At 70.0% G+C, this 13,910-nt stretch carries 3 protein-coding genes (2 of these 3 running past the window's edge); all 3 read right to left on the bottom strand.

Annotated features, from left to right (window positions below; all coding sequences use genetic code 11):
* Tightly spaced (each overlapping or abutting the next), the 3 genes in view from BKM74_RS18430 to BKM74_RS18425 form a layout consistent with a single transcriptional unit that may run on beyond the window.
* Nucleotides 1–2,530: the 5' end (the start) of a non-ribosomal peptide synthetase gene (locus BKM74_RS18430; protein WP_099045570.1), read on the bottom strand. Its footprint begins 16,940 nt before the window's first position; 2,530 of the gene's 19,470 nt are visible here — the first part of the coding sequence; it begins with the start codon at nt 2,528–2,530; its stop codon lies off the left edge, out of view.
* Entirely contained in the window at nt 2,527–3,864 is a 1,338-nt protein-coding gene (locus BKM74_RS03405; protein WP_086464306.1) for a flavin-containing monooxygenase, read from the bottom strand. The genes BKM74_RS18430 and BKM74_RS03405 overlap by 4 nt, the downstream gene beginning before the upstream one ends.
* Nucleotides 3,861–13,910, bottom strand: partial view of an SDR family NAD(P)-dependent oxidoreductase gene (locus BKM74_RS18425; protein WP_099045569.1) — the end only. Its footprint extends 10,110 nt past the window's final position; only the last 10,050 of its 20,160 coding nucleotides appear in the window; its start codon lies off the right edge, out of view — the gene reads right to left on this strand; its stop codon occupies nt 3,861–3,863. Before BKM74_RS18425 ends, BKM74_RS03405 begins: the two co-directional genes overlap by 4 nt.

Below are 13,910 nucleotides of genomic sequence, written 5' to 3'. Positions count from 1 at the left end.
CGGCGGGCAGGCCGGCCTTTTCGGCGGCAGCCCGCGCCAGTTCCAGATAGGCGACGCCGGGCAGCACCGGACTGCCCTGCACCCGATGATCGGCGAGGAAGAATTCCGCGCCGGTGAAGCGCACGGTGAAACGGTCCGGCCCGGCCTCGGTCAGCGCGAAACCCGCCTCTGCCGGTTTTGCCTCCGCGACTGGCAGCCAGTAGCGCTTGCGCTCGAACGGGTAGGTCGGCAGCGCGAGCCGCTGCCGCTGGCCTCCCCCTTGGCCCTCATGCAGCGCCGCCCAGCCGATGGTCGCCCCTGCCGCCCAGCGCGCCGCGATCTCTTGCAGCGACAGCCCTGCAGGATCGAGTGCTTCTCCCTTGCCAGCGCGCGGCGCGGTCCCACGATGGGCCACCTGCCCGTCCGTCAGAAACCCATCGATCTGGCGCAGCAGCTCCGCGCGGTCGGTCGCGACGAAGGCCACCCGCTCGCGCATCGAATCGCGGCCGATTTGCAGCGTATAGACGAGATCGGCAAGATCGGCGCTCTCGACGAACGGGCGCAGCCGCTCCACCGCCACCCGCAACGCACTCGCCGTCCTGGCCGAGACCGGCAGCAGGAACGGACCCGCCCTCTCCTCACGGGCCGGCGAAACGGCGGGGATATATTCCTCGATCACCAGATGCGCGTTGGCGCCACCCGCCCCGAAGGAGCTGAGACCGGCACGGCGCGGCTGCTCCACCCCGTCGATCACGGCGCGCTGCCACGGGCTTTCCTTGTCCAGCAGGTGGAACGGCGTGCCGGTGAGGTCGATCAGCGGATTCGGTGTTTCGCAATGCAGGCTGCGGTAGCGCGTGCCGTCGCGCAGCGCCAGCAAGAGCTTGATGAGGCCGGCGACGCCCGCCGCCGTCTCGGCATGGCCGATATTGGATTTCACCGAGCCGAGGCCACAATGCGGCAGCGCTGGCATCGGCAGGTCGTGGTCGCGGTACAGTTCGGCGAAGGCCAGCTTCAGCCCCTCGATCTCAATCGGGTCGCCCAGCTTGGTGCCGGTGCCGTGGCATTCGATCAGGCCGACGCTGCGCGGATCGATGCCGGCGGCGCGGTGCGTCTCCACGATCAGCCTTGCCTGCGCTTGCGGGTTCGGCGCGGTCAGCGAGGTCGCCCCGCCGCCATGATGTTCCGCCGAGGCCAGGATCACGCCGAGGATCGGGTCGCCGTCGCGCTCCGCCGCGTCCAGCCGCTTCAGCAGCACCGCGCCCACGCCATCGGCGCGGGCATAGCCATTGGCGGCGGCGGAGAAGCTCTTGCAGCGACCGTCTTGGCAGATCATCCCGACCTGCGAGAACATGATGTGCTGCATCGGCGACAGCATCAGGTTAGAGCCGCCGGCAATCGCCATCTCGCAGCCTTCATGGCGGATGCTCATGACCGCGCGATGCACCGCCACCAGCGAGCTGGAACAGGCGGTGTCGATCACCTGGCTCGGGCCGTGAATGTCCAGCAGGAAGGACAGCCGGTTCGGACAGAAGGCATGGCCGAGGCCGGTGAGCTGCTGCGCCTCCATCACCCCGGCGCGGTTCGCCATCTCGGTGTAGTCCAGCAAATTGATGCCGAGGAACAGCCCCACCTTGCGCCCGGCCAGCGATCCGGGGGCATGGCCGGCACCCTCGATCAGCTTCCACACGCATTCCATGAACAGCCGGTGCTGCGGGTCCATCAGCTCGGCTTCTTTCGGCGAGATGCTGAAGAAACCGGCATCGAACAGATCGTGCCCCGGGACGAAGCCGCCATATTTCACGTCGGTGAACGGCCCCTTGCGCGGGTCGCCATGGACGGCGCGCCAGTCCCAGCGGTCGGCCGGCACTTCCTCGATGCAATCCTCGCCGCGGCGCAGATGATCCGCGAAACGGTCGAGGTCCGGGCTCTTCGGGAACATGCCCTCCATCGAGATGATGGCGATGGGCGCGGCGGCATCCGGCACCGCCGGTTTTGGCTGGGCGGGAATGGCGGCGGGTGCCGACGTGGAGAGGGGCGCCTTCGCCACCGCGCGGTGCCGCGCCATCCAGCCGGCCACTTTCACCGCTGGCTTCGCCTCTGGCACCGCTGGCTTCGTTTCCGGTGACGGCGCGGATACAGGCGCGGGTGCTGGCACGGGCGTCACCACGGGCCCGGCCTTCGGCGCGTAATGCGCGGCGATGGCCTTGCCGTTGCGCTCCGCCAGGATGCGCGCGAGATCGTTGAGGTTCTTCGCCTCGAAGAAGGTGGTCGGCGCCACCGAGATGCCGAAGCGCCGCGAGATCTGCACCATCACCTCGGTGATGGCGATGGAATCGATGCCGTAATTGGCCAGGTTTTCGGTCGGGTCCAGCTTCTCTTCCGGAATGCGCAGCGCCGCCGCCGCGATGGCCAGCACGTCACCGGCCAGCCGGCCGAGGCCACCGCCAGACGCCGCCGCTTCCGGCGCAGCCTCATGCGTGACGGGCGCGATGCCGGCGCGGCGCATCAGCTCCTCTTCCAGCTGTTTGCGCATGTCGGGGCGGTCGGTCATGACGCCAGCGCCTCCCGCGTGGCACCCTCACCGGCCAGCATGTCGCGGTAGCGCCGCATCTGCGCCAGCAGCTTCCACAGATCGGCTTCCCACAGATGCCGGTAGGACGGCACGAAATAGCCCTGGCCGATATCGGGATTGTCGGTCTGTTTCGCCTTCAGGAAGGCTTCCAGCCCCGGCGTCCGGCCGAACAGCGCGCGGGCATAGGTCAGCGCGTACAGGCCTTGAGTCTTCAGCCCGTCGCCCAGCCCGCCGGCGGCGTTGATGAAGCCCATGAACAGCAGATTGTCGTGGTTGCGCGGCGTCGAATGCAGGAACAGGTCGGGGATGCCCGACTTCCATTCCAGCAGCCCCTTGTCGAGGAACGGGAAATCGCGCTCATAGCCGGTGGCGTAGAGGATCACGTCGAATTCCGCCGTGCTGCCATCGGCAAAGCGCACAGTGCGCCCCTCGAACGCCGCGACATCGCCCTTCGGCACCACATCGCCATGGCCGATATGATAGAGGATCTGCGAATTCATCACCGGATGCGCGGCATCCAGCGGATAATCCGGCGCCGGCAGCCCGTAGGCCGCGCCGTCATAGCCGGCCATGCGGAACACTTCCGCGATATAGGCCAGCGTGTCCTCCTTGCGCGGGAAGCGGTTGCCCAGCTCCATCATCCATTGCGGGGTCGGCTTCCCGTCGATGAATTTCGGCTGGTAGTAATAGCCGCGCCGCGTGCTGTGATGCACCGAGGCGGCGTGATGCACCGCATCCACCGCGACATCGCAGCCGGAATTGCCGCCGCCGATCACCAGCACCCGCTTGCCGGCCAGCTGCCGCCCGGACTTGTAGTCCATGGTGTGCAGCACCTCGCCCCCGAAGCGGCCGGGATAGGCCGGGTCCGGCAGGTGCGGCACGCGCTGCAGCCCGTTGCACACGATGACCAGCGGATAGAGCGCGTCATGCCCCGCCGCCGTCACCAGCCGCCACTGGTCGCCGACCGGCTCCAGCCGCGAGACCGGCGCTTCGAAGCGGGTGCGTTCATACAGGCCGGAGGCGCGCGCGAAATCGCGGATGTAGCGCAGCATCAGCCGGTGGTTCGGATAGGGCGGGTAGTCCTCCGGCATCGGGAAGTCGGGCGCCTGGGTGTTGAATTTCGGCGAGATCAGATGCAGCGAGTCATAGGCGCGGCCGCACGCCGCTTCGGCATTCCACACACCGCCGAAATCCGATTCCGCCTCGTAGAGTTCGACCTCCACGCCGCCGGCCACCAGCTCGCGCGCCACGCCGATTCCGGTTGGCCCGCCGCCGATGATCGCAACCTTGGCGTTTCTCGTCACCGCCGTCATAGGGCTTCCTCCTCGAACCGGATTTCCGCCAGCGCATCGTGCGGCGCGGTCAGCACGCCATCCAGCGTCAGCAGCGTCTGCCCCCCGGCATCGTGCAGCGACAGCGTCCAGCCGGTATCGTCCGCACGCCGCCACAGCCGCAGCCACAGCGCCTCGGGCAGGCCGGCCTGCGCCACCGGTTCCAGCGTGACGCTTTCCATCGCATAGGGGAAGGGCAGCGCGCCCGAGCCGGTGCCCGACTCCCCGCCCTCAGCAAAAGCCAGCACCCGCCAGACGGCATCGAGATAGAGCGGATCGATGACCATGCCATGCACCGCACCGGCGGGCCGCGTCAGACGGGCGGTCAGCCCGCCCGCGTCACGGCGCACCTCCTGTACATTGGCGGCCTCCGGTGCCGGCGGGCCGGAATGGGCGGCGCAGCGCGCGGCGAAGGTCCGGAAGGCGGACAGCACATCCGCGCCGGCAGCGAATGTGGCGGCATCGAGGGTCGGCGCGCGGAACGCTTCGGCATCCTGTGGCAGCAACTCGCCCAGATGGCAGGGGGCCGCTTCCTCCCCGTCCGCCGTGACCTGATAGAACAGCCCGGCCGAATCCTGCCGGACGGCAAGGCGCACACGGCGCGGATGCCCGTTCACCGCGACCGGACGGCCCCAGACCAGATGGCGCAGCCCGGCCACAGGTCCGCCGGTCTGCCGCGCAAGCGAGGCACGCGCCAGTTCCGGCAGGAACAGGCCGAGCGACAGCCGCGTCTCGCCGGTCGCGTGGTGGGTCAGCCAGGGCTCCTCCGCGCGCAGCGTAAGGCCGGCGCGCAGCCCCTCGGCCGTCACAATCACCTCCTCCAGCAGCGGATGCCCGGCGGGAGCCACAGCGGGAGCCACGAGCTTTGCCGGGGCAACCCAGTGCCGGTCGCGTGCGAAGGGATAGCCCGGCAGCCGGATGCGGCGGCCCTCCGGCAGGCGGCCCTGCGGCAATCCTGAGAAATCGACATCGCGGCCGGCGACCCATAGCCGTGCCAGACCGTCGAGCGTGCCGGCATCCGCCGTATCGGCATCGCGGCGGTCGAACCAGACACCCTCCGCCGGCTGACCGGCAGCGATGGAGGACAGTGCCCGCAGCAGCTCCGCCCGGTCACGGAAGGTGAAGGCCAGCCGGGTGGCGAAGGCGCTGCGCGCGACCCGCAGCGTGTGCGCCAGACCGCCGAGATCGAGCGCCGGATCAGCGGCGATGAAGCGCTCCATCACGGCGGCATAGTCGGTCAGCCGCTCGCGGTCGCGTGCCGACAGCACGAACAGATGGGGGCCGGGCGCGCCCGTTCCCGCTTCAGCCGGCGGGGCTTCTTCCATCACCAGATGCGCGTTGGTGCCGCTGAAGCCATAGGAGCTGACGGCCACGCGGCGCGGGCCGGTGCCGGGCTGCCAGTTGCGCAGCGCATTGTTCACCCGGAACGGTGCGCCGGTGAGGCGGATATGCGGGTTCAGAGTCTGGAAATTCACGGCTGGCGGCAGCTCGGCATGTTCCAGCGCCAGCATCGCCTTCATCGCGCCGGCCACACCGGCGGCGGCCAGCAGATGCCCAACATTCGACTTCACCGAACCGATGACGCAGGCCCCTTCCTTCAGGCCGCTGCCGGCGAAGGCGTCGCACAGCCCCTCGATCTCGATGGGGTCGCCCAGCGCCGTGCCGGTGCCGTGGCATTCGATCAGCCCGATGCTCGCCGGGTCGATGCCGAATTTGCGGTGGACGGACTGCATCAGCCTTGTCTGCGCCTGCGGGTTCGGCGCGGTGATGCCGTTGGTCCTTCCGTCCTGATTGGTGCCCCAGCCGCGGATCACCGCGCGCACAGGGTCGCCATCGGCCAGCGCATCTTCCAGCCGCTTCAGCAGCAGCACGCCGACGCCCTCGCCCGGCACGAAACCGTTGGCGCGCGCATCGAAGGTGAAGCAGCGCCCGTCCTTCGACAGCATGCCCACCTTGGCGGTGTCGATGAACATGGACGGGCCGATCAGCACGCAGGCGCCCCCGGCCAGCGCCAGGTCGCTGTCGCCCAGCAGCAGGCTGTTGCAGGCCTCGGCAATCGCCACCAGCGAGCTGGAACAGGCGGTATCGATCGACAGGCTGGGGCCGCGCAGATCCAGCAGATGGGCGATACGCGCCGCCAGGATGGAGCCGGAACTGCCGAGCAGGCTGTAGGCGTTGCGTTCTGCGATCAGATCGGCATAGCCGCTGGGGCCGGAACTGACGAACACGCCGCACTGCGCCCCGCCCAGCTTCAGCGGGTCGAGTGCCGCATCCTCGATGGCGTGCCAGGCATGCTGCAGGAACAGCCGCTGCTGCGGGTCCGTCAGCTCCGCCTCGCGCGGCGTCATGGTGAAGAAGCCGGCATCAAAGCGGTCGATATCCGACAGCGCGCCCATCCATTTGCAATAGGTCGCGTCGGGATGGTGGGGATCGGGATGGTAATGCCGCGCGATGTCCCAGCGGTCGGCCGGCACCTCCTCAATGCAGTCGCGCCCGCTGCGGATATTCTCCCAGAAGGCTTCCAGATCATCGGCCTTGGGGAACTGCCCGGACGCGCCGATCACCGCCACCGCGCCCCGAGCCTCTGGGGTCTGGCGCGGTTCCGGGGTTGGCCGGATTGCCGGCGCGGCGACCACAGGTTCCGCGATGACAGGGGCCGCCACAACAGGTGCTGCCGCAACGGGTGCCGGCTCGGGTTGCGCCGGGGATTCCGGCTGGGCCAGCGCGTCCTCCGGCAGCAGCTTCGCGACATGCGCGGCCAGATCACCGACCGTCGGATGGGCATAGACGCTGGTTGCCGGCAGATCGATGCCGAACAGCCCGTTCAGCCGGCGCAGCCAGGTGACGGCGAGGATCGAATCGAGGCCGAGATCGAGGAAACCGGAGGAATCGCGGATGTCCGAGGCCTCGATCATCAGCTCCTCGGCCAGGGTGGCGACGATCTCGCCGCGCGCCCGCGCCAGCCTTGCCGCACCATCGGCAGCGGCAGGCTTCGCCGGTTCCGGGGCTTCGGCGGCTGGCGCCTGCGGGAAGGCCTCGGCGATGCGTTCGGCCACGCGGGCATTGCCGATGAAGGTCGTCTCATGCATCGCCACCTCGCGGGCCAGCACATCCCCCAGCCGGTCGGTCAGCGGTTTCGCCAGCGCGGCCTTCGCCTCCACCAGCCAGCCACGCGGGCGGGCGGCCAGCGCATGCGCCATGGACAGCGCGCGCGGCAGCACCTCGGCCGCCGGCAGCGCCATCAGGCCAGGGCGGCGGGTGGCCAGCTCGCGGCCCTTGTATTCGCGGGCGGTGAACAAGACCTCGCGGCCCAGATCGTCGCCCAGCCGTTCCGGGAAGATCAGCGTCGCGCCAGCACCCGGCGTGAAGCCGAACCAGAGATAATTGCTGTGATAGACGCTCTCCGCCCCGAACAGCGCCAGATCGCAATACATGCCGAGCGACCAGCCCGCCCCGATACCGTGGCCCTGCATCGCGGTGATCACCGGCAATTCGCAGTCCAGTGGCAGGCTGTAGATCTTCAGGTCGGTGAAGCGGGTGGCGCCGCTCTGCAGCTCGGTCAGCCCGTCGCGCGTGCCGCCGCAGGCGAAATAGCCGTCATGCCCGGTCAGCACCACCACCTTCGCCTCCGCCAGGCCGGCAATCGCCGTGAACGCCTCCTGGATGCCGTCCATGAAGGCCGGGGTGAAGGTGTTCTTGTGCTGCCGTTCGCACAGCCGCAGCAGCGCCACGCCATCGGGCCAGATCTCCAGCTCGACCACCGGGCTGGCCAGCGCCACCCGGCGCGGATTGCCAGTGGGTGCCGCCGCACCGTCCCCGGCAGCGGCCAGCAGCGGATGATCGCCAGCCGGCAGGTCGGCACGCGGCGGCAGCGCTCGGCGCATATGGCGCTTCAGCTCAACGAGGCTGAGGCGCGGCGCCTTGGCGATCTGCACCGCCAGCGCCGAGGCGGTTCGGGCGATATCAGCCGAAGGCAGCACCTGCAGGCCGACGCCGCGCGCCCTCAGCTCGGCACCGGTCAGCGCACGGCCCTCGGCCAGCATCAGACGGGCGGCTTCGCGGCCCAGCCGCTGATCCATGAGTGCACTTTGCGGCGCAAGTCCCGGCTGGCCGGCATAGGCGCCATCCGCCGCCAGCAGCAGGAAATCCGCCTGCAGGGCCGCCAGCAGCCCGGCCCCTTGCGCCGAAGCAGCCAGCGCCGCCACCACCGGCACGGCACAATCGAGCGCGGCGTTCAGCCCCGCACCGGTCGTTGCGGTGCCGTCCCAATCGCCAATCACCAGCACCGCACGCACCGAGTCGTCGCTGGAGGCCGCCGCCAGTTCGCCGGCCAGCCGCGCCTGCTGCGCATCGCTCCAGCTTCCGGAGAGTTCCAGCCGGCGCACCCCGTCCGCATCCGGCAGGCGGCGCAGCGCGCCATCCGGCGCAGCCGATACCGCCGCCGGTGCGGCGGCAGTCAGGGCGGCAGTCAGCGGTGCCAGCCGGATCTTCGGCGGCGTGGCGGATGAAGATACGGGTTGCGGCATCGCTGCCGGCTTGGGCAAGACAACGACGGGCTGCGATGCGGCAGTTGCGACCAGCGCCGGCTTCGGCTGTTCCGCAGCCTTCACCCAATAGCGTTTGCGCTCGAACGGATAGGTCGGCAGCGGCACCCGGCGCGCGCCGGCCGGGCATGCCGCGCCATACTCCAGTTCGTCGCCGGCCAGATAATGCCGGGCCAGTGCGGGCAGCAGCGCCATCGGGTCGGCGGCGGCGCGGATCGCGGCAATCAACGCCTCGCCCTCCGCCTGCCGGGCGGGATCGGCGCGGCGGTCCTTTTCATCCAGTTCCGCCGTTTCGACACCGCAGTCTGGCGATCCGTCCAGCCAGAGGCGCAGCCGTGCTGCGAGGTCCGCCCGGTCAGTAGCGACCAGCACCAGCCGGTGATGCAAATGCCGGCGGCCGGCCAGCAGGGTGAAGCCGATATCGGCCAGTTCCTGTTCCGGCTGGGTGTCGAGATGGTCCAGCAGCTTTTCCGCCTGCCGGCGCAGCTGTTCGGTCGTGCGCGCCGACAGCACGATAAGCCCGCCCTTCGGCAAGCCGGCGCGCGGCGGCAGGGTGGGCGCTTCCTCCACCACCGCATGCGCGTTGGTGCCGCTGAAGCCGAAGGAGCTGATCGCCGCCCGGCGCGGCGCGCCCGGTTGCGGTGCTGCCCAGTCCAGCGGCGTCTCGCTGGCGAAGAACGGGCTCTCCGCCATGCGGATCGCCGGATTCCCGCTGCCGATATGGATGGTCGGCGGGATGGTGCGGTGACGCAGCGCCAGCAGCAGCTTCGCCAGCCCGGCGATGCCCGCCGCCGTTGTGGCATGGCCGATGTTCGACTTCACCGAGCCCAGCGCGCAGAAGCCCGTGCGGCCGGTATAGTGGCGGAAGGCGCGGGTCAGCGCCGCATGTTCGATGGGGTCGCCCAGCACCGTGCCGGTGCCGTGCGCCTCCACCATGCCGATGCTTTCGGGGTCGATGCCGAAGCCGTCATAGACTTGGCGGATCAGCCGTTCCTGCGAGGCGGCGCTGGGGGCGGTGATGCCGTTGGTCGCCCCATCCTGATTGGTGCCGCTGGCGGCGATGACGCCCAGGATCGTGTCGCCATCGGCCATCGCGTCGGACAGCGGGCGCAGCAGCACAGCACCCACCGCCTCGCCCGGCACGATACCATCGGCACCGGCGCCGAAGGCGGCACAGCGTCCGCTCGGCGACAGCATCTTTGCCTGGTTGGCCGAGCGGTAGAAGCGCGCCGTCGCATGCACGAACACGCCGCCGGCCAGCGCCATCTCCGCCTCGCCGTTCCACAGGCTCTGGCAGGCGAGATGCAGCGCCACCAGCGCGCTGGAGCAGGCGGTATCGACGGCGATGGCCGGCCCCTTCAGATCCAGCAGATAGGCGATGCGCGCGGGAATCAGCGAGATGGTGTTGCCCCAGAATGCCTGGCCAGGCGCCTCATCGCCCTTGAACAGGTCATGATAGTCGCCGGCGCTGCAGCCGACGAACACGCCGACGCGCCGCCCGGCGATATCCGCCCCGGCATGGCCGGCATTCTCCAGCGTGTTCCACGCCTCCTCCAGGAACAGCCGCTGCTGCGGGTCCATATAGGTGGCTTCCAGCCCGGAAATGCCGAAGAACACCGGGTCGAACTGGTCGATCCCGTCGATGAAGCTGCCATGCCGGCCATAGGTTCCGGGCGCGGCGTCCTTGTACAGGCTGTCGAGGTCGAAGCGGCTGACCGGCTCCACCAGATCGCGGCCGGTCAGCAGATGGCCCCACAGCGCGTCCATGTCCGGCGATTTCGCGAAGCGGCCGCTGGCGCCGATAATGGCGATGGGCTGGCGGCCCTTTTCCTGCTTGGAATCCCGCCGCACCGCCGGGCTTGCGGCGGCAACCGGTGCCGCCCTGGATGCCGGCTTCGGGGCCGCGCCGAGGGCAGCGACCGCCGCCGGATAGTCCGCCGCAATGAAGCCCTCCAGCTGCGCCACGCTGGCGAAGTCGAACAGCCGTGTCTGCTCGAAATCGATATCCAGCGCCCGCCGCAGCCGGTGCACCAACTCCATGCCGAGGATCGAATCCAGCCCGTAATCGGCGAAGGACTGGGTCACGTCGATGCTGCCCGGCGTCACGTTCAGCGTCTCCGCCAGCAGCCGCAGCAGCACATCGCGCAGGCTGCCGGCGGGCTGCACCGAGACGGGCTTTTCCGGCGCTTTCAGCGTGGCGGCAACCGGCGCCGCCGGCGCCACCACGGCATCCTCCGGCATCCGCGCGGCGACCAGCTGCTGACCGAGCGCCAGCTCATCTTCCGGCGAGCCGGCGACCCAGGTCAGCCCGGACTGTTCCAGCAGCTTCCGCCAGGAAGCCGGCGTCAGGCTGGGCGTGCCCGGAATCCGCACATCCGGGTCGGTGAAGCGCCACCAGCCCTCCAGCAGGCCGAAGGTGACATGGGTGAACAGGGTCGCCGCACTGGTCTCGTTCGCCAGCAGCAGCCCGCCTGGCGCCAGCGTCTCACACACCGTCGCCAGCGTACGGCGCATGTCTGCTGTCGCGTGCAGCACATTGGCGGCGATCACCAGATCATAGCCATGCGGCGTCACCCCCTGCCCGGCCAGCGGCTTTTCGACATCGAACAAAGCGGTCGCCAGATTGGGCGCGCTGTCGGCGTAAGAGCGCTCAGCATGGATCAGGAAGGCGCGCGACACATCGGTATAGAGATATTCGGCGATGCCGGCGCGGTGCGGGGCCAGCGCCCGGAACACGCACACGCTGGTGCCGCCGGTGCCGGCGCCAATTTCCAGAATGCGCAGGCGGCGATCCGGCGCCGCCGCCAGCCGCGCCGCGACGAAGGCCGCCGCCGCCCCGGCCAGCCCGTCGCTGAAGCGTGCGGCCACCGGATTATCCTTATAGACGCCCTCGACCAGCCCCATCCCGCCATCCGGGAACATCACGGCGGTCGGCTTCACCCGCCCGGCCAGAATGTCCGGCAGGGCGCGCAGCGTCGCCCCGGCCAGATCGATGCGGGCGGCCAGCGCCTTGTCCTCCCGATGTGCCGCCGCGAAGCTGTCCCAGTCCGCAGCCTCGCCCGCCGGAGTCGAAGCCAGCAGCGCCGCGGCGGCCTGTCGCCAGCGCCGCAGCTCCGGCACCATTTCCGTTTCCGGCAGCCGGTCGAGCACCTCCCGCAGCACCGGCGCGATCTGCCGTTCCAGCAGATCATTGCCGCTTTCCAGCGCTGCGCGGCCCGCCGGGCTGCCGGCCAGCGCCGCCGCGACGGATGCCTCTACCGTCTGGGCCGGACGGGGTATCCAGAAGCGCTGGCGCGCGAAGGGATAGGTCGGCAGCGAGACGATGCGCCCGCCCGGCACGCCCGGCCAGTCGATATCCTGCCCCTTGGCCCAGAGCGCAAGCGCCTTGCCGATCCGTCCCTCGGCCAGCCAGCGCGCCGCCAGTTCCCGCGCCTCCGTTGCATCCAGCAGCCCGGCCAGTGCGGCACGGTCCGCCTTCGCATTGCCTTCATGCAGGCCGGGATGTGTCTTGCGCCCGTCCAGCCAGGCGCGCAACCCTGCGGCCAACACCGCCAGCGATCCGGCCTCGATGGCGAGGCGGCAGTCCAGCGCCTCGCGGCCGATCTGCAGCGTGTGGGAAATATCGGCCAGTGCCAGAGCAGCGCCACCGCCCGCCGCCGCAATCGGGCCGGCAAGAAGGCGCAGCGTCGCCGCCGGGGTGAAGCGGGCCGCGTCCAGAATCCGTCCGAAGCGGTCTTCGGCCCAGCCTTTCAGCGCCAGCAGCTGCGCCGGTTCGACGCCATAGGAGTCGAGCGGGTCATCCGCGTCGATCTCGGCTTCGGCCACCGCCAGCAATTCCGCCAGCCTCGAACGCCAGACGGGAAGAGCGTCGCCGGTCCCCTCGACAGGCCCACCCTCAATACAGGCCAAAAGCCGTTCGGCCATCTCGCGCAGCCGCTCGGGATCGCGCGCCGACAGCAGGATAGGCAGCGGCGTACCGCCCGCCGCTGCCGCGCGCGGTTCCGCAACAGGGAAGGAGGGCGTCGGCCACTCCTCGATAATCGCATGGGCGTTCGCCCCGCCGGCCCCGAAGGAGGACAGGCCGGCAATGCGAGGACGGCCCGGCCACGGTGCGCGTTCCTGCTGCAGGCGGAAGGGCGAGTCCGCCAGCGCCAGGTTCGGATTCGGCACATTGGCGTGCAGCGTCGGCGCCAGCTGGCCGTGGCGCATCTGCAGAACGATCTTGGTCAGGCCGGCAATGCCCGCCGCCGCCTCCAGATGGCCGATATTGGACTTCACCGAGCCCAGCGCGCAGTAGCCGCGCGCGTCCGTTTCCGTACGGAAGGCCTGGCTCAGCCCGTCCAGCTCGATCGGGTCGCCCAGCGCCGTGCCGGTGCCATGCGCCTCGATGCAGGTGACTTCATCGGCGGACAGGCCGGCCTTCTCCAGCGCCGCGCGGATCACGTCACGCTGCGCCGCCGGGCTGGGCACGGTATAGCCATTGGCGTGGCCGCCATGATTGATCGCCGTGGCGCGGATCAGCGCATGGATATGGTCGCCATCGGCCAGTGCGCGCGACAGCGGCTTCAGGATGACGCAGCCCACGCCCTCGCCCGGCACGAAGCCGTCGCCGCCCTCGCCGAAGCTGCGGCAGCGGCCCTCGGCGCTCAGCATCCGGGCGGCACTCAGCTCCACGAAATTGGCGGGGTGCAGATAGAGGTTCACGCCGCCGGCCAGCGCCATTTCGCAACTGCCCGCGCGCAGATGGGCGCAGGCCTCATGGATCGCCGTCAGCGAGGAGGAGCACATGGTATCGACCGGCAGGCTGGGGCCGGTCAAATCCAGCGCGTGCGACACCCGGTTGGCGACCGAGGCGAAGGAGGTGCTGGGCCGCACCATCGCCCCGCCCTCGCTGCGGAACGGCCCGTGCAGCGCATAGCCGGTCTTGGTCACGCCAGCGAACACGCCGACCCGGCCGCCATGCTGGCGCGCCAGCCTTGTGGGGCCATAGCCGGCATCCTCGAACGCCGCCCAGGCGGTCATCAGGAACAGCCGCTCCTGCGGGTCCATCGCCGCCGCGTCGCGCGGCGAGATGCGGAAGAAGAACGGATCGAAATCGGCGAAACCATCAAGGAAGCCGCCCCATTTGGCGTAGCTGCGCCCGTTCGCCACCGCCTCGTCGGCGTCCGCATGGAAGAAGCCGTCCATGTCCCAGCGCTCAGGCGGAATCTCGGTGATGGCATCGCAGCCCGCCGCCAGATTGGCCCAGAAGGAATCGAGATCGGGCGCACCCGGATAGCGCCCGCTGAGGCCGATGATGGCGATGGGCTCGTCCTGAGACAGCGGCGCGGCGGTCGCGCGCGCCACCGGCTGCGCGGCAGCCGGCACAGATGCGATGGTCGCAGCCGCGCCCAGCCCGGTCCAGCGCCGGCAGGCCTCGCCCTGCGCCACCGCCAGATGCCCGGCCAGCGCGGCCAGTGTGCGGTGCTCGAACAGCAGCGTCTT

The organism is Oceanibaculum nanhaiense, assembly GCF_002148795.1.
Lineage (GTDB): Bacteria > Pseudomonadota > Alphaproteobacteria > Oceanibaculales > Oceanibaculaceae > Oceanibaculum > Oceanibaculum nanhaiense.
The sequence above is the reverse complement of the archived record's forward strand: the minus strand, read 5'-3'. Positions and strand labels throughout refer to the sequence as shown.

Bases quoted from the DNA above. Each gene is read 5' to 3' on its own strand.
- BKM74_RS03405 (WP_086464306.1), bottom strand. From the start codon at position 3,864: ATGACGGCGGTGACGAGAAACGCCAAGGTTGCGATCATCGGCGGCGGG.